Source organism: Bradyrhizobium sp. CCBAU 51745 (assembly GCF_028128715.1).
GTDB lineage: Bacteria > Pseudomonadota > Alphaproteobacteria > Rhizobiales > Xanthobacteraceae > Bradyrhizobium > Bradyrhizobium manausense.
The window spans coordinates 82,352-101,498 of the sequence record NZ_LBJP01000008.1 but is presented as its reverse complement, the minus strand read 5'-3'; the positions used below and the strand labels follow the sequence as shown (position 1 = coordinate 101,498).

The following is a 19,147-nucleotide window of genomic DNA, read 5'->3' as shown; positions in this document are numbered from 1 at the left end:
GGCGACATACTTGCTCCGGGAATTCGAACCAGAACCGGCTCACTCCAACGCTTTTCGCGAATTTTCGGGTGCGAGGAACACGCCGAGCAGGGCCAGACAGGCGATCACCTCGAAGTACAGGATCACCGGTGTGAAGCTCGTGCTTGAGCCCATCAGTGCGGTCCCGATCAGAGGCGCCAGTCCGCCTCCCAGCACAATCCCGAGCTGCTTGCCCAGCGAGCTGCCGCTGACGCGAACCCTGGTCGGAAACAGCTCTGCGGTGAACGCCGCCTCTGGCGCGAACATCAACGCATGCACCAGGCCGAGCGATACGAGGAAGCCTGCCACGATCGCCAGCGGTTCTTTGGTCAGCAATATCTGGAAGAAGATCGGATACCACGCGGCGGCGACCACGATGCCGAGCATGATAAACGGTCGGCGGCCGAGCTTGTCGCTGAACCCCGCGATCAACGGAACGGCGCACATCTCCAGGATATTGGCGACCGTCACGCCCGATGTGATCGACGATTGGGGCATGCCGAGGGTCTTGACGGCGTAGCCGAGCACGAAAACCGTGCTCATATAGTTGAACGAGCTGTGCACCATATTGACGAGGCATGCCAGAAGGACCGGCTTCTTCCAGGACCTGAGAATCGTCAGCAGAGGAGTCCGGTCATCTTCCGCTTTGGCCCGGGTCGCGAGAAACAGCGCGGATTCGTCCACCTGAGCGCGCACATAGGTGCCGATCAGGACCAGAGCCAGGCTCAGAGCGAACGGCACCCGCCAGACCCAGTTCGCAAATTCCGCCGGCGAATAAATGAATCCGAGGAGAGCGATGAGGCCAGAGGCCGCAACGACGCCGACGGGACCCGAGGCATTGATCCAGGATGCGAAGAAGCCGCGCCGCGCAGACGGCGCGTTCTCGAGCGTCAGAGACACCGCATTCATGTATTCACCACCGAACGCGAAGCCCTGGATGAAGCGAAGAGCCACAAGTCCTAGTGGCGCCAAGAGCCCGATTGAATCGTAGCTCGGCAGGCAACCGATCAGAAAGCTGGCGACGCCCATGAGCAGGAAGGTCATCATCAGCATCGCCTTGCGGCCGACGCGATCGCCATAATGGCCGAAGACAATTCCTCCAAGCGGACGCGCAACAAAGCCGACGGCAAAAGTGGCATAGACGGCCATCGTGCTCGCGACGGAGTCCATCTTGGGGAAGAAGAAGCGGTCGAAGACGATGGGAGCCGTGAACGCGTATACGAAGAAGTCATAGTGCTCGATGGCCGAACCAAGCGAGGAGGCGATCGCCAGTCGCCTGAAGGCCGGCGACGATTTGCTTGGCACCGACGTCTCGATCACGCTTCCCTGCTCTACCGCCGTCATGTTTTCCTCCCTTTGTCGTTTCCCCGCGGCGTCGATTTCTGCTGTTCGACTGCCGCCAGTATCGTCCTGCTAGGCACCCACCATCGCAAGCCCGCCGTTGCAGAGCAGGAATTGTCCGGTCATGTGCCGCGAATCGTCCCCTGCCAGGAATAGCGTCGGGCCGACCATGTCTTCCGGCGTCGCGATCCGGCCGAGCGGCGTCTGCTTCAGGATCTCGTCGCGCCGGCCGTTCTTCCAGTCGTGCCGGTTCTTCAGCGCCTCGGTCTCCATGAAGGCCGCGCCCAGCGTGTTCACCCGCACCTTCGGTGCCAGCGCCCGCGCATATGATTTGGTCAGGCCGATCACGCCGTACTTGGCCGCGGCATATTGCGGCGCGCGCGGGCTTCCTGCGATCACCACTTGAGACCCGATATTGACGATCACCCCGCCCGCCCCGTCGAGCATTCGCGAGCCGACTTCATGGATCATGAACATCGTGCCCTTGATGTCGACGGCGAGCGTGTGATCGATCACCTTCTCGTCGAACTGGCGCCAGGACACCTGGTCGAGCGCCATGTCCCCGACATTGTTGACGAGAATGTCGAGGCCGCCCAGGGCTTCGAAGGAGGTTTTCGTGATGTGCAGGACGTCTGCATGGCTGGAGATGTCGCCCCTGACGATCGCGGCCTTTTGTCCCAAAGCGCGAACTTCGGCGGCAACCGCCTCCGCACCCGCGGCTGAGCTGTTGTAGTGCACGACGACGTCAGCACCTTCCCGAGCGAAAGCCAGCGCCAGGGCGCGGCCGAACCCGCGACCTGCGCCGGTCACCAGCACTTTCCTTTCGGCGAATTTCTTCATCGGCGTTTCCAATCAAGGTTGAGTGCGGTCAGGAGACCTGCCGGGCGAGCTCCAGGAATTCCGCATCGCTGAGCAGCCGCCGCTTCGCCATGGCGAGTTTCTTCACCTCCGCCAGAAGCCTGGCGTGCGCTCCCGGGGGAGCTTCGATGCCAAGCTCCCTGCACTTGATGGCGATCGAGGCGGCGCCGCTCTTCTTGCCGAGCACGATGCCTCGCGACGTGTTCAAGAGCTCGGACGAATAGGGCTCGATCGCCTGCGGAATGTGAAACTGCGCCGCGACGGCACCGGTTTCGCGGATGAACAGGTTGCGGCCGACGGCCGCTTTCCATGGCTCGAGCTCATATGAGGCGATTTGGCGCAAGCGTTTCGATGCATCGCGCACGCGCGCGAGATCAATGCCGGTCTGGATTCCGTAGAGCAGCTCCAGGGTCAGCGCGATCTCGGGCAGATTGGCGTTGCCTGCTCGCTCGCCGATGCCGTCGATGGTGCCGTGGATCCAGGACGCGCCCGCATTGATCGCCGCAACCGCGCAGGCCGTCGCGAGGCCGAAATCGTTGTGGCCATGAAAATGCACCGGAACGGTCCCGACCCACGACTTGACGCGGCGGACCAGAAAGTCCACGGCTTCCGGACAGGCGATGCCGAGCGTGTCGACGATCGCCAGCTCTCTTGCGCCGGCCTCGATCGCCGTCTTGTAGGTGGTCTCGAAGAACTCCAGATCCGCGCGCGTCGAGTCGACGCCGAAAAAAGCAACATTGAGGCCGTTCCTTGCACCGAAGGCGACCGCATCCTTGATGCGCTTCAGCACGGTCTCGCGCGCAACCTCGAGAGCGCCGAGCTTCGCGTCGGAAATCGGAGCCTCGATCACCAGATGCTTCAAGCCGAGATCAGCGACCGCGGCGACATCCTCGATGATCGCGCGCGCAAAGCCCCAGAGCTCCGCCTTCAGACCGGCGCCGGAAATTGCCCTGATGGCCTCCTTGTCCTCGTCGGACACGCGGGGAAAACCGGCCTCTATCCGTCCGACCCCGAGCCCGTCCACCAGCTTTGCGATTTCCAGCTTCTGCTCGACGCCGAACACCACGCCGACCGCCTGCTCCCCGTCGCGGAGTGTCGTGTCATAAAAGCCCGCGGATGGCTTGGGCCTGCCGGCAAGAGCCGTTTCGTTGAGAGAGCCGGTCCATATCCTCGATCGATCAATCATGACCCGCACCTCAGAACTTTTGGAATGCCGGAGCAGGCGCGCCATGCCCCTCCTCCCAGGAAATCACCCGGTTACGGAGCATGCCGATCTTCTCGATCTCGGCTTCGATGACGTCGCCGGGTTTGAGATACCAGGCCTGCGGGTTGGCACTGAACGCGGCAACGCCGGAGACGGTGCCGGTGGTGAGGATATCGCCCGCGGAAAAACCTGCCGGCGAAAACTTGGACAGCAGTTGGGGCAGGGTCACCGACATGTGGCTCGTGTTCGACACCTGCCGCCTCTCGCCATTGACGCGCAGCTCGATGTTCAGATTGTATGGGTCAGGTATCTCGTCGGCGGTGACGATCCAGGGCCCAAACGGGCAGAACGTGTCGATCGACTTGGAGAAGCTGAAATTCGCCGACTCCATCTCGCGCCGCTGGATGTCACGGGCGGTGATATCGTTGAAGATCACGTAGCCGCCGATGTAGTCCTTGGCCTCGGCCTCGCTGAAATGTTTGCCGGACCTGCCGAGCACGACACAGAGCTCGATCTCGTAGTCGAGTTCCTTGGTCAGATGCTCGGGGTAGATGATCGGATCGTCGGGTCCGATGATCGCATCGACGTTCTGGAAGAATACAATCCAGGGCTTGATCGCCGCCACCCAGTTCGACCGATCGCCTTCGTGCGCGTGCTCGGCGTAATTGCCTGCGGTATGGAAGATCTTCTTTGGGATGATCGGCGCCTGAAGCTTCACGTCTTTCAAGGCGAAACGGCGCGTCGTCTTGGCGCGCTGGGCAAATTCCTGGACCGGTGCCCCCCTCTCGAACAACGCTCGCATGTTGGGCACATCGAGCACGACCAGCTCGTCCCCTTCCAAGGCGCCAACGAGCTGCTCCTGCCCCACTTTTAATGTCGCAAGCTTCATAAAATCGATCTCCGCACGACCAAAACCGGCGGGCCAGATGTTCAAGATCGCGGCGGGATTCGTATCCCGCGTGTTCGGCGATCTTGTTCTCCTCCCTTGGGAGAGACCCTAGTCAGCGGCTATCTATGCGTCCAATACGATGTTTTTTGAAAACCATGCATTTTTGTTATGGAGGACCGCGGCTCCCTCGCCCCTTTCCCCGACGCACCTCCGGACCTCGCTTTGGCACAATGAGTTCGTCTTTCGACACGCGGCGGAGGATCTCCACCAGCCGCGTGGCGATCGGCGACAACTTGTCATTCCGCCTCCACGTCATGCCGACGGGACGCTGGCTCCCCACACCTTTCAGCGGGACCACACGCAAACGACCGGCGGCCACCTCGACCTCGACCAAGCCGCGCGCCATCAGCGACACGCAGTCTGTACTCATGACGATTGCCTTGATGGCGAGGATCGAGTTTGTGTTGATGCTGCGCGTCGGCCAGCCGAGAGCGGAGGCGGCGAACAGCCTTTCCATCTGTTGCCTGAACGCGCTGCCGCCTGCAGGCAGCACCCAGCGCACGTCTTTCAGGTCGGAGAGCCGCACAAACGAACGTGCGCTGAGCGGATGGTCCACCCGCATGATCAACCCCCAATCGGAGTAGAAAAGCTCTTCCTCCTCCAGCTCGGGATCGTTCGATCCGCTTCCGATCCGGCTGACGACGAGATCGAGATGGCCACGCCTGAGCATGTCGGCGATCTCGCTGTCGAGACCTTCCGTCAAGGACACATGTACCTTCGGAGCCGCCTTCACGAGGATCTCGAGGGCACGCGGCACGATCCCGGCAGCTGTGATCGGCGTCACGCCGATCTTGACGGATCCCTCGAGGCCGAGCGTCCGCAGTCGCATGTCCTCCCTGGCGCGCTCAAGCAGGGCTTCAAGTGCCTCAGCATGGAAGACCAGCGCCCTCCCCATCGCGTTGAGCTGCGCGCCCTGTCTGCCGCGCTCGAGCACCTTCGCGCCCACTTCCCGCTCGAGCAATGCGATACTGCGGGAGAGCCCGGGCTGCGAAACGTTCATCGCTGCTGCGGCCGCACTGAAGGAGCGATGCTTTGCCACGCTCAGGAGATCGAGGAGACGACGAGGATCGATCTTGACGCGTGGCCCCATTTCCCTGCTCGCTGTCTGGCTATTGATCTCCCCTATTATGGCACGGTTCTTCGCCTGGTACCGCCGCCTCCGCAGATTGCCGATCAGGCCGGGGCGAGCTGGGTTTCAATCAGCGTTCGCAGCAGCCGGCGAGCCTGGATCCCTCCCGCATCCGCGGGGATGTTGACGCTCGATGGTCCGGCGAATAATTCGATCGATCTTTGCTGCGCCTCCAGAATTTGCTTGTCCTCCTCGAATGCGGTGGTGATTTCGTTGAAGATGAGCCGGGTCGTTTCCGGCGAATGCACCTGAAAGTCCCTGGCGACACCCCAATAGTAGTTGGTTGACACCGGCGTCTCCGGGGTCATCGCATTCATGATCCACATGCCAAGACCGCCCACCCGATTGCCCTCCGGCGCTCCCGTTCCGGTCTTCGCGGAGCCAACATGGATCTGGATGAAGGACGGCGGCAGGAAATCGATGATCTGCCATCGATCCACGCGGTCGCCCTGCCTGAAGATCCCGCTTCTGACGTGCGTCGGCGGCGGCGCGCAATCAATCACCCAGCGCGTGACGCGAATTCCATGCTCCGTCCTTTCCGTCCTCACGGTCGCCTTCTCCCCCATCTCGGGCGTACCGATCGTGGAGCAATGCACGTAACCGACATGCGACAAATCGAGGAGATTGTCGTTCAGGAGCTCATAGTGCGCGCGCACGTGATTGACCGCACCGGTTGGTGCAAATGTCGGGTCTGACATCCTTGCGAAATCCGGGATCACGTCTGGATCGGCCAGATCGGGATCGCCCATCCAGATCCAGACAAAGGCGTATCTTTCGAGAGCGCGATATTTTCTGACCCTGGCCTGGAGCGGAGTTGCGGTCTGGCCGGGAACCTTGGTGCAAACCCCCTCTTCGTTGAAGACCAGGCCGTGGTAGCCACACTGAATATCCGAACCGAGTACCCGGCCGCAGTGCAGTGGGGCATGACGATGCGCGCAGCGATCCTCGAGGGCAACGATCGATCCGTCCGCCTTGCGATACAGCACGACAGGCTCGTCCAGGACGATCCTGCCGACAGGCATGTCGCCCACGTCTCGTGACCACGCGGCGACATACCAGCAGTTTCTTAGATACATTGGTCCTCCGTGTCTGACGATGGCTGGCGTCGGCCCGTCACGTGGCCTGCGGCGGCTCGGCCGCGACCTCCGCATGAATTCCCAGAATTCGTTCGACGAGGTCGGGCTTGCGGGCCCGCGCGAACCCGCATTCGGTGGCGATTCCGAACTCCGGGACGTATTTGCTCGCCAGCTCAATCCGCCGGCGCGCGCCGTCGGCGCCATCTGCCGCGTGAATGAGTCCCAGGTACAATCGAGTCCCAGGCGCGAGCTTGAAGTCCCGCATGGGCGCAAAATACTCATCGTTTGCCCGCGGCAGCGGCACCGGCACATGGATGTATGCGATTTCGTGCCCGACAGTCGCCGCTATGCAGTTGGCGATCTCCACGAGATGGCGCGCTGTCACCGGATCGAAGAAGTGCTTGCCGCCAAAATCGCCATAGCAGAGGTGAAAGCCGAGCTCGACATCGGAGGGAATGGAGGCACAGATCCGCGCAAACCTGGCGGCAATCTCCGCTTTCGACGCGTTGATAAGCGGGAACTGGTCCTGGGGTTGGCCGTCCCACACAATCATGTCGTGGCAGACGTCCCACTGGAGGCAAAGGTCCCGATGCGGGATATGCCGGCAGATCGTCTCGACCTCCCGCAGCATTGCCGCTTCGTAGGCCGGCTCGATCTCGGTAATGTCCCGGGCCGTGCAGAACGCATAAATGACGCTCATCGGTGTCGGCAAGCAGACCTGAAATCGCGCACGGGGCTGGATGTCCCCGCGCTCCCGGGCGGCCAGAAAGTCCTGGTAAGAGGCGCGCGCCTCGCGCGCATAACCCAGTTCTCCGAACCGAACCTCGCCTCGCTTCACCTCCTTGCCGAGGCACAGCAGCGGGAGACCAGAGGTCTTTCTCGTTGCGCCGCTCGGATCGGGCCGCAGAAAGGGGCTCGCCCTCAGGAACGGGTATTGAAAGCTGACCCACAAGCGGCGCGGTCCCGGCTCGCCATCCGGAACGCGGTCAAGTCGCCGGCCGAGCGCGCGCCCAACCCGGCTGAATACATCCTCGGCTGTGTCCAGACCTACGCTGCCGACCAGATGCACGTGATGGCACTGCGTCATCCTTCTCCTCCCCGGGGACAAGCGCAAATCCGGTTTTCAATGAATGCGCGTTGCCATTCGGCGAACTTGAGCTTGGTTTTTCCATTGATGTCAAATAAGGATACTGGCGCATTCCATAGGTTTTCCAAATGGATCTCGACCTCAAGCAGCTCCGCTATCTAGCAACGATCGCGCAGTGCGGGTCATTCAGTCGCGCGGCGCAGCTTCTGAGATTGTCGCAGCCGACCCTCTCCAACAGCATCGCACAGCTGGAAAGGCTGATTGGCACGCGCGTCCTCGAACGAGGTCGTGCGGGCGCCAAGCTGACCGAGGCAGGCGAAATCCTTTCGCGGCGCGCGATCCAGCTGGAAACGATCGTCGCGCGCACCCGCACTGAAATCCGCACTTTCAGAGCATCCGCCCTTGGGCCGCTCGCCGTGGGCGTGACCCCGGTGGCCGCGGCCGAACTGGTCCCACGGGCTCTGGCGCGACTGAAGAAGGAGATTCCGGCCGCGACCGCCATCGTGCGAGAAACGACGCATTCCCAGGGGCTGGCGGCCCTGCGCAACGGCGAGTTGGACTTGCTGGTCGGGCCCGTTGGAGTCTATCCGACATCAAATGATATGATCGAAGAACGGGTCGCAATGGACCCGTTCTGCGTCGTGGTCCGCGCCGGGCATCCCCTCTCCGCAACGCAAAGAACGACGCTCCGTCGCCTTCGGGACGCTGAGTGGGTGTTGCCGAGCGACGATAGTGCATATCACCGGCAGCTCGAGGCGCTGTTTACGGTGGCAGGGATCGACTGGCCGCTACGTGCCATTCGCACGAATTCGATGACTGCCATGAAATCGATCGTCATTTACGGAGAAGGCGTGGCACTGATGCCGAAGCAGTTAGTCACTCTCGAACGGCGAGCCGGTCTATTGCACGCCATCAGGCTGGATGGAGCCGGCGCGCGGCGTGCGCTCGGGGTGATCCGTTTGAGCGACCGCGAACTATCACCATTAGCGCGAAGGTTCGGCCAACTCATCAGAGAAGTCGCCGCGAAATAGCAGGAGGCCGAGATTTGAGCTGGCAAACACGCGCTCCATTTGCTGCCTGAATGTGCTGCCGCCGGCGGGCAGCACCCAACGCACGTCTCTGAGATCCGAGAGCCGGACGCTCGAACGCTTCGCGATGGGATGATCCGGGCGGGTGATGAGTCCTCAGTCGGAGCGAAAGAGTTCTTCTTCTGCCAGCTCCTGATAGGCCGATCCGCCCCCGATCCTGCTCACGACAAGATCGACATGGCCACGCCGCAGCATTTCGGCGATTTCGCTGTCGAGGCCTTCGGTGACGGAAACGTGGATCTTTGGTGCGGCCTTGACCAGGATTTCGAGCGCGCGCGGATCTAATTAGAGCCGGTCGAACAGCCCGTGGTTTTTGAATTTGTCTTGAACTTGGAGACAGCCAAGCGGCTTGGCTCAGTTATTCCCGATGCGATCGTGGCGCGAGCGGACAGAATTGTTGAATGAGGATGTCCAACTCCTGCTTCTGTGAGGTCACGCGTGGGGCTTCGAAACGCCTCCCCTCAGCAAACGGTACAGCGACCTTTGATCAGGCTCCCTACACGCGTCGCATCAGCCTGAGCGATGCTGCCAACCGCAGGCTGCGCTTTCCCGCGAGCGCGATGCCTTCGAGCTCGCCGCCGTCTTCCGTGCAGCTTCCGGAGAAGCCGATCCCGACCTCGTAGCCACCGAAGACGGGATTGTCGCCCTTCGCCGGCGTGTGCTCCTGGTTGAGCATCTCGCCCTTCCAGCGGCCGTCCACCGAGGAATAGGAGCCCAGATAGTAGAAGAACGCGTCGCCACCGAGAATGCGGCCGTCGAGCAGCAGCATCACGCCGGAAAGGCCTGCATCGACGCCGTCGAGTGCGCGCAGCTGCATCGCATAGAGCCCGTTGGCGATGCTGCGTTGCCCGATCGTGCCACGCGGCGGCAGCGCGGCGTCGTCGAGCAGGGCGAGGTTGGCCCAGAACACGCCGTCTGGCATCGCGTCCGCCCTGCCCTCCAGCAGGATGGTCGATCCCTCGGTGCGACCGCGCACCCTGATCGTGGTGACGTCGGCACCCATCAACGGCTTGAAATTGGGATCGTCATTATAGCGCTCCGTGATGACCTCGGCTTCGATCACGCCGTCCCTGACCACGTAGCTGCCGAGATGCGCAAAGGCGGAATTGCCGCCCAGCATCTTGCCGTCGTGCAGACACATGATGCTGCGGCCGAAGGCGCCGTTGATGCCGTATTCAACCTTGTAGAGCCCGTTGAGCAAAATCGTGAACCCGCAAAATCAAAAGGAATCGCCGGGTCCTAGCATCGTCGCGGCATCGATGCCACCAGGCTTTTCCGCGCAGGGGCTCGCGGAACCGATCCTGCCAAGGTGCCATCATGCACCTGTTTTGCCCGACGGGTCAAGCCAATTTCGTAAAATCAGCAATAGTCGTTCAAGAGCTCGGCCTTTCAACCCCTTGCCTACTGTGCATGGGGTTGTTTTCGACTTTTGCGTTGACGCACGTGCGGCGTTCGGCAACCGTCAATGACGCTTGAAATACTGCACCTCGCGCTCGTGCTTCTCGGCTGCCGCGCGGCTCTTGAAAGTGCCGAGATTGCGCCGCTTGCCGGTCTTGGGATTCACCTTGCGCGAATACAGCCGGTATTCGCCGGATGCGAGCTTGCGGATCATGGTTGCGCCTCCTGCGTGGACTTGCCAGTCAAACTGTGCCGCACGCGGTCCGTTCCGTCATGGCCTCGCCGGTGGCGCAAACAGTTGATTGGCAAACGGCTGCGGGTCTGCGGGAACCTTGATGACGACGAAGCTGCGTCCCATCGACCGGTGACAGGCGTTGCAGCCCTCGGTGAGATCACCCAGGGCCTTTGCGAATTTGCGGCCGTCCTTGGCCGCAATCGCGTCGGACGTCGCCTGCAGCGACGGCTCCAGTGTCGTGATATTGCTGACGGGGATGCCGGAATAGAGCAAGGCGGCCTCGACCAGGCTCGCCTTGAGCTGGCGCAGCTCGTAAGCCGAAAGCTCCCAGTTCTGCGACTTGCCGGCCAGCCAGAGCTTCTGGTGGCGCGTCTGTGCGGCGCTCATGATGTCGCCGAGCCGCGGCACGTACTGGTCCGCCGACGGCGATTTGAGATCCTGCGCCGTCACGGCCGTGGCCGCTCCCATCAAGGCCAACACGACTATCCAACGACACAGTTTCATCGCACGTCTCCATTCCAATGGAGACGCAATCTAGGCCCGCCGGGCCGTGCCACCTTGCGCTCGATCAAGAGCGGCCTCGTCATCCTCTAGAAGCAAAGCGTGGTGACGAGCCTGCCCTGCTTGTCCTTGATCGCATAGGGGCAGCGCAACCGCTCCAGCGCCTTCTTGGCGTCCTCGTCGCCGAGCGCAGCCGCGCGCTCGTAATAGGCCTTGGCGGCGTCCTTGTCCTTCGGACCGCCGCGCCCCTCTTGCGCGAACGCGCCCATCCGCTCCAGCGCGCCGGGATGGTTTTGCGCGGCCGCCTTCTCGAACAGCGCGAGCGCCGCGACATCATCCTTCTCGCCGCCATCGCCATTGGAGAGCATCAGGCCGAGCTGGTACTGCGCCTCCGCATTGGTCTCGGCGGACTTGCTCAGAAGGCTGCGCGCCTGCGCCGGATCGGCCGGCGTTCCGCCACCGGCCCTGCCGAGCGCGGCGAGGTTGGAGACGCCGCGGGGATTGCCTGATTGCGCCGCTTTCTCAAACAGCGTTCGCGCCTGCGCCTCGTCCTTGGCAACACCGGAGCCGGTGCCATAGGCGACACCGAGCTCCACCATCGCCGCGCTGGAGCCCTTGTCGGCGGCCTTGCGCCAGGCAGCGAGCGCCTCCGCCGTCTGCCGGTTCGCGGCATAGGCGCGCCCAAGCGCAAACATTGCGCGGCGCGACGATGCGGACGCCTGCTTGCAGAATTTGATGGCGGTCGTGATGTCGGCGGCCGCGATCTCAGGCACGCCCTTCACGTCGGCCGGCTTGTCCGGATCGCTGGGATCGGCGGCAACACGGTCGCACAGCACGAGATCGGCCGATTGCGCGTGCGCGGCGACCGGCGCGGCAAGAGCGAAGAGGATGGCAAAGAGACAGGTTCGCATGGCCATCACGTTGCGTCGGCGTGCCGGCGAATTCAAGGCTCGAGTCCAGACCGGCGCAGCACGGGCATGACCTCGGGGGATGCGAGATAGCGCAGCAGGCGATCGGCCGCCTTGGCCTGCTTCGCATCCGTCATGCGGCCGGCGGAGAACACGGCAGGCGTCTGCAATTGGTGCGGGACCGGGCCGATCACCTCGATGCCGCCGACCTGCTTCAGCTCGCTGATCTGCTGCACGGCGAGATCAGCCTCGCCGCTGACGAGCCGCTCCGCCGTAAAGCCCTGCTCGACGATGGTGGCCTCGGCGTTGATCTCGGTGGCGATGCCCATCCGCACGATCAGCTGGGCGAAGTACACGCCGCTCGCACCCAGCCGTGAATAGGCGACGGATCGGGCCGCGAGCAGCACCTTGCGCAGCGCGGCTTCGCTGGAAATATCGGGATGCGGCTGCCCGGCCCGTACGGCGAGGCCGACATAGGAACGCGCGAGGTCGGCCGCGCTGTCCGCGATCACGCGCCCCTCGCCGATCATCTCGTCGAGCCCATCACGCGTGAGAATGACGAGATCGGCCGCCTCCCCGGCGCGCAGGCGCCTGAGCAGCGCCAGGGTCGGCGCAAAGTCGGCATCGACGTGAATGCCCGTTGCGGCCTCGAACGCGGATGACAGGTTGCGCATCGCCCCCATCAGGCCGAGCGTCGAGAGCATGCGGATTTTTTCCATGAGCAATTTCCCCTGTAGCGATCAGGCGCGATGCATCAGCTTGAGCGTGGCGGACAGGCGCAGGCTGCGCTTGCCGGCCAGTGCAGTCGCTTCCAGCATCGCCTGATCGCCATCATAGGTGCCGGCAAACCCGATGCCGACCTCGTGGCCGCCAAAGATCGGATCGTCCTTGGCCGGGGTGTGCTCCTGGTTGAGGATCTGCCCCTTCCAGCGTCCGTTCGCGGCGGTGTAACTGCCGAGGTAATAGAACGAAGCATCGCCGCCGAGGATGCGGCCGCGGTTGAGCAGCATCACGCCGGTGAGCCCGCCGTCGACACCGTCGAGCATGCGCAGGTGGATCGAATAGAGACCATCGGTGATGCCGGCCTCGCCGACCCCGCCGGCGATCGGCACCTCCTCCTCCGTGATCGGTGTCATCACCGACTGGAAGGGCACGCCGGGCAGCTCTTTCAGCTCGCCCTTGAAGCGGTAGAGATCGCCGTCCGCAAAACCTTTCGCGATCAGCGTCGCATCGTCGGTGCCGGCCATGGCGCGGTAATTCGGATCGGGGTTGTGGCGGACGGTCTTGATGATGATGTCGACGCCGCCTTCGGTCTTCTCGTAGGTGCCGATATGGGCGAACGCCGAATTGCCGCCGAGCATCTTGCCATTGCCGGCATACATCACGCTCCGGCCGACGGCGTCGCCGAGCTGAAACCGCACCTTGTAGAAGCCTTCAAACACCAGCCGTGTCCCCGGCTCCGCGCACATCCTGACGACTACTCTATCCCGGTTTCGGCCGACATGGACAGGCTTCACGCCGGCATAGAAGCCAGACCCACAATAAGCGTTGTCATCAGAACGCAAAAATCCGCCGGGGCTTCGCAGCTCCGGCGGATTGAAAGCCAACCCGGACCAAGCCCCCAAAGGTCCGGGCCGGGAGGATCTTAGGCGACGGCCTTCTTGTCGACAGGCACGGACGAGATCGTCTTCAGGATCTGCGAAGCGATCTGGTATGGGTCGCCCTGCGAGTTCGGACGGCGATCTTCCAGATAGCCCTTGTAGCCGTTGTTGATGAAGGAGTGGGGAACGCGGATCGAGGCACCACGATCAGCCACACCGTAGCTGAACTTGTTCCACGGCGCGGTCTCGTGCTTGCCGGTCAGACGCTTGTCGTTGTCCGGGCCGTAGACGGCGATGTGGTCCATCAGGTTCTTGTCGAAGGCGGCCATCAGCGCCTCGAAGTACTCCTTGCCGCCGACCGTACGCATGTACTCGGTGGAGAAGTTGGCGTGCATGCCCGAGCCGTTCCAATCGGTATCGCCGAGCGGCTTGCAGTGGAATTCGATGTCGATGCCGTACTTCTCGGTCAGACGCAGCATCAGGTAGCGGGCCATCCACATCTGGTCGGCAGCGGTCTTGGAGCCCTTGCCGAAAATCTGGAATTCCCACTGGCCCTTCGCGACTTCCGCGTTGATGCCTTCATGGTTGATGCCGGCAGCGAGGCAGAGGTCGAGATGCTCTTCGACGATCTTGCGGGCAACGTCGCCGACGTTCGAATAACCGACGCCGGTGTAGTACGGGCCCTGCGGCGCCGGATAGCCGGACTCGGGGAAGCCGAGTGGACGGCCGTTCTTGTAGAAGAAGTATTCCTGCTCGAAGCCGAACCAGGCGCCGGCGTCGTCAAGGATGGTGGCGCGCTTGTTGGACGGATGCGGGGTCTTGCCATCGGGCATCATGACTTCGCACATCACCAGCACGCCATTGGTGCGGGCACCGTCCGGGAACACGGCGACCGGCTTCAGCACGCAATCGGAGCTATGGCCTTCGGCCTGCTGGGTCGACGAGCCGTCGAAGCCCCACAGCGGAAGCTGCTCGAGCGTCGGAAACGACGAAAATTCCTTGATCTGGGTTTTGCCGCGCAAGTTCGGAGTCGGCGTATATCCGTCGAGCCAAATGTACTCGAGCTTATACTTGGTCATTGAGCCTCTCTGTAGATGATGCGAAAGGTGGGGTTGAGAGCCCCGCACGTTTGTACCCGGCCATCATCGGCCGGCCCTCTACAAGCATGTTGCGTGCCAAAAAGCCGCAGCGCGGAAGCTTTTCCACCGCGCCGGAGTGGGTCCAGCCGACGGAAAACCGTCCCCAGCCGCATGCGTCATAGAAGCGCACCTTCTCGTGAAGCTGCACTGCAAAAATCCCGCGGAAAACGCCCGATTTTGAAGCAGGCAGGCCCCCTGCCTGAGGTTGCCGATCAAACGCGCATCAACGTCCAGCAACTTTCGAAAAGCCGCCCTGTCCTGCCTAGCAACCTTTGGAACGGCCCAGACGTTAGTCATCGATCCGGTGCCTTAGGGGGTGCAGATAGCCACCTGCCCAAGAATTGGGCGGAAACTGATATCGTTTTCAGCACTTTGCTTTTGGGAGTGCGAGGCCGATATGGGGATTCCAGTAACCACATCAGAACGAGTCGGGCGCACCATGGAGGCCAAGTCGCTTCGACCCAGGAGCAATCGCAATGATGAATAATGGTCTAAGTTACGGATCTGCGAAGATCTACCAATTCCCTGCCGGGGGCCGCGCGGCTCTCGCGGGGCGCCGCTATGGCGAGCCACGCCTTCCTGCCGATCACGCCTCGCTTCCAGCGAACGCCTCGATCTGCAGCGATAGCTGGTACCACCAGGACGCGGTCGACGAAGCAAAGCCCAAATGGGAACGCTGATGCCGGTGTCCAGTTTGAGACCGCCGCGCTCTTTCGAGTGCCCGACGGAAGTTTGAAAAAGGGTCGAAACAACGAGGTTTCGACCCTTTTTGATTCTGTCCGGACGTCCGTTCAAAGGGCGGGCTTTTCAATCACCGCGCAGGCCGTGACCGGCCGTTTCAAATGCTTGACCGTGGTGGCTCCGCTCTTGTCGATCCTCAGCGTGATGCCCGCCCCCGAATAGCGCATGCCCGATACCGTCAGGCGCTTGGCAAGCGTCACCGGCTCGCCGTCGATCTGAAGGAAGGCGCGGGTGTCATAATCATAAAAACCCACGATGAACTGGGTGCCATCGACGCAGCGATAGGTCCGGAACGTCTGCGCGTCGGCGTGCCCCGCGCCTGACGGTCCCGCCGTCAGTATGGTGATCCCCAAAAGAACAGCCTTGTCCCGCCCCATGATCGCCCCCTGTAATGATGCGTCGGCAACATAACAAAAGCGGCTCCGATGTCAGACTCCCCTGCCCGTCACCTCGCCTTGCAAGGCGCCAGCAATTTTCGCGACCTGGGCGGCTACGCCACACGTGACGGCCGCATCACGCGCTGGCGCCATATCTTCCGCTCCAACCATCTCGGCCAGCTCACCGCCGCCGACATCGAAATCGTTCGCGCACTCGGCGTCAAAAGCGCGTTCGACTTCCGCGGCGTCGAGGAGCGGACCGCTGGCATGTGCGTCGTCAACGAGATCACCGTACATTCGCTGCCGATCGAGCCGACGGTGGTGGCTTCGCTGCGCGCCGAGCTCGCCAGGGACGCGCTCACTCGGCAGGTCGCGCTCGAGATCATGCGGGAGTCCTATCGCAACTACGTCCGCCACAACACGCATAGCTTCCGCATGCTGTTCGGCCATCTGCTGGAGGACCGCGCTCCGCTCGTGATCCACTGCACCGCCGGCAAGGACCGTACCGGCTTCGCCAGCGCCCTGATCCTGCATGCGCTCGGCGTTCCCGACGACGTCATTGCCGAGGATTATCTGCTCACCAACCGCCACTACAAGCGCGACACCTCGAGCGTCTCCGACCTGCCCGCCGACGTCCTCGACGCGATCGGCTCGGTCAACGCCTCCTTTCTCGCGGCCGCTTTCGATGCGGTCAGGGACGACTATGGCGATGTCGAGGCCTATTTGCACGACGGCCTCAAGCTCGGCGCGCCCGAGCGGATCGCGCTGAAGGAGCGTTATCTGCAAACGTGATGGCGGCGGCCCCTCACGCCGTCACCCCCGCAGCCTTGATGATGACATCCTTGAAAGCGAGTGAGACCTGCATGGTGCTCCAGTCGCTCTGGTGCAGCTGGTCGGGATCGGTCACATCGACCAATTGCTCGAACGACACCTTGTTCTGCACGTGCCAATGCCGCATCAGGGCCCAGCGCTGAAACAGATTGACCCCGGCGTCATTGGCCGCATCGCGGATCAGCCGGACCATTCTGTCCGACAGCTCGGCGCGATCATCCCACAGCATCTTCGTCGTATATTGCGGGTCCATCACCACGACCTCGAAGCCGCGGGCACGCAATTGCGCCAGCCCCTTCCTGATGTTCCCGGCAACGACGTCAACGTCGTATTGGTCGTTGTGAAAAACCGCATTCGTTCCCACCTGCCAGATCACCAGCGCGGGATCATCGGGAAAAATATCGGCCTCGAACCGCCCAAGCTCCTCGGTCGCCTCTTGTCCGCCAATCCCCCGGTTGAGCACGTCAATCCGGATATCCGTCCGATGCAGGACGTCCTTGAAATATTGCCGCAGATACATCTCGAGCCGATAGGGATAAGGCACGACATCGGCTCGTCCGGCCGTCGACGACGACCCCATGGCTACGATCCGCACCACGCCCTTTCCATCGAAGGCTTGCCGGAGCCGCATCAGGGGATATTTCAGGTCGACGATCGCAGAGGGAAATTCGATGGGCGGAAAAGGTTCGGGCATGAAACAGCCTCCTCGAACGATCTAAAGTTGCATTTATAGCCCAGCCTTGATGCGAGCGCCATTGCAACTGCAACTGGCCTCGCGCAATAGTCGGCGCGAATAGAGGCGAGGGAGAGAACCGTGCAGGGAAAAGTCATCGTCGTGACCGGCGCCCTCGGCGCGCTTGGCAGGGTGGTCGCCGACGTCGCACGGTCGCGCGGTGCACTGGTGGCTGGCATCGATTATGCGCCCTCACAAATGCCGGCCACGACCGAGCGCATCGAGATCGGCGGCGTCGACCTTTCCGATGCAGCGCAGGCGAAGACAGCGGTCGAGGCTGCCGCGAAGCACTTCGGCAGACTGGACGCGCTGATCAACATCGCCGGCGGCTTCGCCTTCGAGACCGTCGGCGACGGCGACCTCAAGACATGGCACCGCATGCACGCGCTGAATCTGCTGACGGCCCTCAACACCTCGCATGCAGCGCTGCCGCACCTTGCTGCCTCAAAGGCCGGCCGCATCGTCAATATCGGCGCCATGGGCGCGGTTCAGGCGGGCTCCGGCATGGGACCTTACGCGGCATCGAAGGCGGGCGTGCACCGCCTCACCGAGGCACTGGCCAGCGAATGGAAGGGCAAGGTCACGGTGAACGCGGTGCTGCCGTCGATCATCGACACCAAGGCCAACCGCGCCGACATGCCGAAAGCGGACTTCGCCAAATGGGTGACGCCGCAGGAGCTTGCCGAGGTGATCCTGTTCCTCGTCAGCGACGCCGCGAGCGGCGTCACCGGGGCGCTGATTCCGGTGAGCGGTCGGGTGTGATCAATCCGGCACCAGCAGCCGCAGATTGCCCTTGAAGCGGATGCTCTGCTTGCCCGCGAGCGCAATGCCCTCGCCATAGGCGGTCTCGTCGGTATAGGTGCCACTGAAGCCGATGGTCACGACCTTGCGGCCCCACACCGGGCGCTCGTCGAATGAGGGCGAATGCTCCTCGTTGGTCAGCTCGCCCTTCCATTTGCCGTCGGCCGAGGTGTAGCTGCCATAAGCGAAGAAAAACGAGTCGCCGCCGCGCATGGTGCCGTCGCGCAGCACCATGACACCCTGATTGCCGCCCTGGACGCTATCCAGGAACTCGATCCGGATGTGATAAAGCCCGTTCCTGATCGTCATATCGCAAGCGCCCTGTTCCCCGCGTGAGGATATAGCTGGCCTGACCGCGTTCGGGCAAATGCTCGCCGGCCTCGATCCCGATCCGGGCTAGACTACGGGGAATTGATTCTCCGATTGGAAACTCACCTTGGAAACCGCGCTCTACCTCCCCGTCAAACGCTTCCTCGAAAGCCTCGGCTTCGACGTGAAGGGCGAGATCCGCGGCTGCGATCTCGTCGGCCTGAGCGCCGGCGATCCGCCTGTCGTGGTGATCGGCGAGCTCAAGCTCGCCTTCAATCTCGAGCTGATCCTGCAAGCAGTCGATCGTGCGCCGGCAGGCGACGAGATCTGGATCGCGGCAAAAATATCCGCACGCGGCAAGGGCCGCGAGAGCGATGCGCGCTATCGCAATCTGTGTCGCCGCCTCGGCTTCGGTATGCTCGGGGTAACCGATAAGGGCGAGGTCGAGGTGCTGGTGAAGCCGCCGACAGCGGCCCCGCGCCGCGAGCCGAAGACGCGCTCGCGGTTGGTCGCCGAGCATCAGCGCCGCCAGGGCGATCCCGTGCTCGGCGGCAGCACCCGCGCGCCGATCATGACGGCCTATCGGCAGCAGGCACTGGCCTGCGCATCAGAGCTTGCCGCTGGCCCGCGGCGGGTGCGCGATTTGCGCGAACGCTGTCCCGATGCCGGCAAGATCTTGCTTAACAATGTGTATGGCTGGTTCGAGCGCGCCGACCGGGGAGTTTACGGGCTTACGGAGGCGGGACATGCGGCGCTGCAACGCTGGCCGCAGCAACGCCCTGAGATCGGTGCCCCGTCACCGCTATGACGCTCAAGCGGTGCA

Annotated in this window: 24 protein-coding genes; 6 read left to right on the top strand and 18 right to left on the bottom strand. The window is 62.7% G+C overall.

The window, feature by feature from the left end:
• Positions 1–39: 39 nt before the first annotated feature.
• The 7 genes from XH98_RS11195 to XH98_RS11165 form a co-directional block, all read right to left on the bottom strand.
• On the bottom strand, positions 40–1,362 hold the full coding sequence (locus XH98_RS11195; protein ID WP_271618621.1) for an MFS transporter: 1,323 nt from the start codon (positions 1,360–1,362) through the stop codon (positions 40–42).
• 69 nt (positions 1,363–1,431) lie between these two features.
• The gene (locus XH98_RS11190) at positions 1,432–2,199 is read right to left on the bottom strand and encodes an SDR family NAD(P)-dependent oxidoreductase (RefSeq protein ID WP_271618620.1); all 768 of its coding nucleotides are present in this window, start codon (positions 2,197–2,199) and stop codon (positions 1,432–1,434) included.
• 28 nt (positions 2,200–2,227) lie between these two features.
• A complete protein-coding gene (locus tag XH98_RS11185; RefSeq protein WP_271618619.1) occupies positions 2,228–3,403 on the bottom strand; it encodes a LeuA family protein in 1,176 nt (391 codons plus the stop codon).
• 10 nt (positions 3,404–3,413) lie between these two features.
• On the bottom strand, positions 3,414–4,310 hold the full coding sequence (locus XH98_RS11180; protein WP_271618618.1) for a fumarylacetoacetate hydrolase family protein: 897 nt from the start codon (positions 4,308–4,310) through the stop codon (positions 3,414–3,416).
• A 166-nt stretch (positions 4,311–4,476) separates the two neighbouring features.
• Positions 4,477–5,460 carry a LysR family transcriptional regulator gene (locus XH98_RS11175; RefSeq protein WP_271618617.1) on the bottom strand — a complete coding sequence of 328 codons (984 nt, stop codon included), beginning with the start codon at positions 5,458–5,460 and terminating at the stop codon, positions 4,477–4,479.
• A gap of 83 nt (positions 5,461–5,543) precedes the next feature.
• Entirely contained in the window at positions 5,544–6,575 is a 1,032-nt protein-coding gene (locus XH98_RS11170) for an aromatic ring-hydroxylating dioxygenase subunit alpha (RefSeq protein WP_271618616.1), read from the bottom strand.
• Positions 6,576–6,612: 37 nt separating this feature from the next.
• Entirely contained in the window at positions 6,613–7,662 is a 1,050-nt protein-coding gene (locus XH98_RS11165; protein ID WP_271618615.1) for a hypothetical protein, read from the bottom strand.
• 128 nt (positions 7,663–7,790) lie between these two features.
• Between XH98_RS11165 and XH98_RS11160 the strand changes: the two genes are divergently transcribed.
• Positions 7,791–8,693, top strand: a complete 903-nt coding sequence (locus tag XH98_RS11160; protein WP_271602956.1) for a LysR family transcriptional regulator — start codon at positions 7,791–7,793, stop codon at positions 8,691–8,693.
• Here the strand turns inward: XH98_RS11160 and XH98_RS41050 are convergent.
• Positions 8,646–8,819 (bottom strand): hypothetical protein, encoded by a 174-nt coding sequence (locus tag XH98_RS41050; protein ID WP_442868573.1) that lies wholly within the window; start codon positions 8,817–8,819, stop codon positions 8,646–8,648. The genes XH98_RS11160 and XH98_RS41050 overlap by 48 nt on opposite strands.
• Before the next feature lie 3 nt (positions 8,820–8,822).
• On the opposite strand from XH98_RS41050, the gene XH98_RS11155 reads away from it, so the two are divergent.
• Positions 8,823–9,035 carry a hypothetical protein gene (locus tag XH98_RS11155; protein ID WP_271618614.1) on the top strand — a complete coding sequence of 71 codons (213 nt, stop codon included), beginning with the start codon at positions 8,823–8,825 and terminating at the stop codon, positions 9,033–9,035.
• Between the two features lie 211 nt (positions 9,036–9,246).
• Here XH98_RS11155 and XH98_RS11150 read toward each other — a convergent pair whose 3' ends face one another.
• The 7 genes from XH98_RS11150 to XH98_RS11120 all read right to left on the bottom strand — a co-directional run bounded on the left by XH98_RS11150 (position 9,247) and on the right by XH98_RS11120 (position 14,472).
• Positions 9,247–9,951, bottom strand: a complete 705-nt coding sequence (locus XH98_RS11150; protein ID WP_271618613.1) for a GrlR family regulatory protein — start codon at positions 9,949–9,951, stop codon at positions 9,247–9,249.
• Positions 9,952–10,212: 261 nt separating this feature from the next.
• Positions 10,213–10,362, bottom strand: a complete 150-nt coding sequence (locus XH98_RS11145; protein WP_007609497.1) for a hypothetical protein — start codon at positions 10,360–10,362, stop codon at positions 10,213–10,215.
• A gap of 57 nt (positions 10,363–10,419) precedes the next feature.
• Positions 10,420–10,887: a hypothetical protein gene (locus tag XH98_RS11140; protein ID WP_271602958.1), complete on the bottom strand. Its 468-nt coding sequence runs from the start codon at positions 10,885–10,887 to the stop codon at positions 10,420–10,422.
• Positions 10,888–10,973: 86 nt separating this feature from the next.
• On the bottom strand, positions 10,974–11,795 hold the full coding sequence (locus XH98_RS11135) for a tetratricopeptide repeat protein (RefSeq protein WP_271602959.1): 822 nt from the start codon (positions 11,793–11,795) through the stop codon (positions 10,974–10,976).
• A gap of 32 nt (positions 11,796–11,827) precedes the next feature.
• Positions 11,828–12,511: a substrate-binding domain-containing protein gene (locus XH98_RS11130; RefSeq protein WP_271618612.1), complete on the bottom strand. Its 684-nt coding sequence runs from the start codon at positions 12,509–12,511 to the stop codon at positions 11,828–11,830.
• Positions 12,512–12,532: 21 nt separating this feature from the next.
• The gene (locus XH98_RS11125) at positions 12,533–13,234 is read right to left on the bottom strand and encodes a GrlR family regulatory protein (protein WP_271602961.1); all 702 of its coding nucleotides are present in this window, start codon (positions 13,232–13,234) and stop codon (positions 12,533–12,535) included.
• Between the two features lie 203 nt (positions 13,235–13,437).
• Entirely contained in the window at positions 13,438–14,472 is a 1,035-nt protein-coding gene (locus tag XH98_RS11120; protein ID WP_057757742.1) for a glutamine synthetase beta-grasp domain-containing protein, read from the bottom strand.
• A gap of 536 nt (positions 14,473–15,008) precedes the next feature.
• Here XH98_RS11120 and XH98_RS11115 point away from each other — a divergent pair.
• A complete protein-coding gene (locus XH98_RS11115) occupies positions 15,009–15,212 on the top strand; it encodes a DUF2735 domain-containing protein (protein ID WP_220003446.1) in 204 nt (67 codons plus the stop codon).
• Between the two features lie 111 nt (positions 15,213–15,323).
• On the opposite strand, the gene XH98_RS11110 is transcribed toward XH98_RS11115, so the two are convergent.
• Positions 15,324–15,650, bottom strand: coding sequence for an MliC family protein (locus XH98_RS11110; protein ID WP_271602962.1), 327 nt, complete (start codon positions 15,648–15,650; stop codon positions 15,324–15,326).
• A 48-nt stretch (positions 15,651–15,698) separates the two neighbouring features.
• On the opposite strand from XH98_RS11110, the gene XH98_RS11105 reads away from it, so the two are divergent.
• Positions 15,699–16,442 carry a tyrosine-protein phosphatase gene (locus XH98_RS11105; RefSeq protein WP_271618611.1) on the top strand — a complete coding sequence of 248 codons (744 nt, stop codon included), beginning with the start codon at positions 15,699–15,701 and terminating at the stop codon, positions 16,440–16,442.
• Between the two features lie 13 nt (positions 16,443–16,455).
• On the opposite strand, the gene XH98_RS11100 is transcribed toward XH98_RS11105, so the two are convergent.
• A complete protein-coding gene (locus tag XH98_RS11100) occupies positions 16,456–17,175 on the bottom strand; it encodes an SGNH/GDSL hydrolase family protein (RefSeq protein WP_271602964.1) in 720 nt (239 codons plus the stop codon).
• 120 nt (positions 17,176–17,295) lie between these two features.
• Between XH98_RS11100 and XH98_RS11095 the strand changes: the two genes are divergently transcribed.
• Entirely contained in the window at positions 17,296–17,976 is a 681-nt protein-coding gene (locus tag XH98_RS11095; protein WP_057757753.1) for an SDR family oxidoreductase, read from the top strand.
• Here XH98_RS11095 and XH98_RS11090 read toward each other — a convergent pair whose 3' ends face one another.
• Positions 17,977–18,324, bottom strand: coding sequence for a GrlR family regulatory protein (locus tag XH98_RS11090; RefSeq protein ID WP_057757757.1), 348 nt, complete (start codon positions 18,322–18,324; stop codon positions 17,977–17,979).
• A gap of 127 nt (positions 18,325–18,451) precedes the next feature.
• On the opposite strand from XH98_RS11090, the gene XH98_RS11085 reads away from it, so the two are divergent.
• Positions 18,452–19,132: a DUF2161 domain-containing phosphodiesterase gene (locus XH98_RS11085; protein ID WP_271618610.1), complete on the top strand. Its 681-nt coding sequence runs from the start codon at positions 18,452–18,454 to the stop codon at positions 19,130–19,132.
• The last annotated feature ends 15 nt before the right edge of the window (positions 19,133–19,147 follow it).

What these genes read in the sequence shown, in the direction of transcription:
- XH98_RS11195 (WP_271618621.1), bottom strand. Translation starts at nt 1,362, where the DNA reads ATGACGGCGGTAGAGCAGGGAAGCGTGATCGAGACGTCGGTGCCAAGC.
- XH98_RS11190 (WP_271618620.1), bottom strand. Translation starts at nt 2,199, where the DNA reads ATGAAGAAATTCGCCGAAAGGAAAGTGCTGGTGACCGGCGCAGGTCGC.
- XH98_RS11185 (WP_271618619.1), bottom strand. Translation starts at nt 3,403, where the DNA reads ATGATTGATCGATCGAGGATATGGACCGGCTCTCTCAACGAAACGGCT.
- XH98_RS11180 (WP_271618618.1), bottom strand. Translation starts at nt 4,310, where the DNA reads ATGAAGCTTGCGACATTAAAAGTGGGGCAGGAGCAGCTCGTTGGCGCC.
- XH98_RS11175 (WP_271618617.1), bottom strand. Translation starts at nt 5,460, where the DNA reads ATGGGGCCACGCGTCAAGATCGATCCTCGTCGTCTCCTCGATCTCCTG.
- XH98_RS11170 (WP_271618616.1), bottom strand. Translation starts at nt 6,575, where the DNA reads ATGTATCTAAGAAACTGCTGGTATGTCGCCGCGTGGTCACGAGACGTG.
- XH98_RS11165 (WP_271618615.1), bottom strand. Translation starts at nt 7,662, where the DNA reads ATGACGCAGTGCCATCACGTGCATCTGGTCGGCAGCGTAGGTCTGGAC.
- XH98_RS11160 (WP_271602956.1), top strand. Translation starts at nt 7,791, where the DNA reads ATGGATCTCGACCTCAAGCAGCTCCGCTATCTAGCAACGATCGCGCAG.
- XH98_RS11155 (WP_271618614.1), top strand. Translation starts at nt 8,823, where the DNA reads ATGATCCGGGCGGGTGATGAGTCCTCAGTCGGAGCGAAAGAGTTCTTC.
- XH98_RS11145 (WP_007609497.1), bottom strand. Translation starts at nt 10,362, where the DNA reads ATGATCCGCAAGCTCGCATCCGGCGAATACCGGCTGTATTCGCGCAAG.
- XH98_RS11140 (WP_271602958.1), bottom strand. Translation starts at nt 10,887, where the DNA reads ATGAAACTGTGTCGTTGGATAGTCGTGTTGGCCTTGATGGGAGCGGCC.
- XH98_RS11135 (WP_271602959.1), bottom strand. Translation starts at nt 11,795, where the DNA reads ATGCGAACCTGTCTCTTTGCCATCCTCTTCGCTCTTGCCGCGCCGGTC.
- XH98_RS11130 (WP_271618612.1), bottom strand. Translation starts at nt 12,511, where the DNA reads ATGGAAAAAATCCGCATGCTCTCGACGCTCGGCCTGATGGGGGCGATG.
- XH98_RS11120 (WP_057757742.1), bottom strand. Translation starts at nt 14,472, where the DNA reads ATGACCAAGTATAAGCTCGAGTACATTTGGCTCGACGGATATACGCCG.
- XH98_RS11115 (WP_220003446.1), top strand. Translation starts at nt 15,009, where the DNA reads ATGATGAATAATGGTCTAAGTTACGGATCTGCGAAGATCTACCAATTC.
- XH98_RS11110 (WP_271602962.1), bottom strand. Translation starts at nt 15,650, where the DNA reads ATGGGGCGGGACAAGGCTGTTCTTTTGGGGATCACCATACTGACGGCG.
- XH98_RS11105 (WP_271618611.1), top strand. Translation starts at nt 15,699, where the DNA reads ATGTCAGACTCCCCTGCCCGTCACCTCGCCTTGCAAGGCGCCAGCAAT.
- XH98_RS11100 (WP_271602964.1), bottom strand. Translation starts at nt 17,175, where the DNA reads ATGCCCGAACCTTTTCCGCCCATCGAATTTCCCTCTGCGATCGTCGAC.
- XH98_RS11090 (WP_057757757.1), bottom strand. Translation starts at nt 18,324, where the DNA reads ATGACGATCAGGAACGGGCTTTATCACATCCGGATCGAGTTCCTGGAT.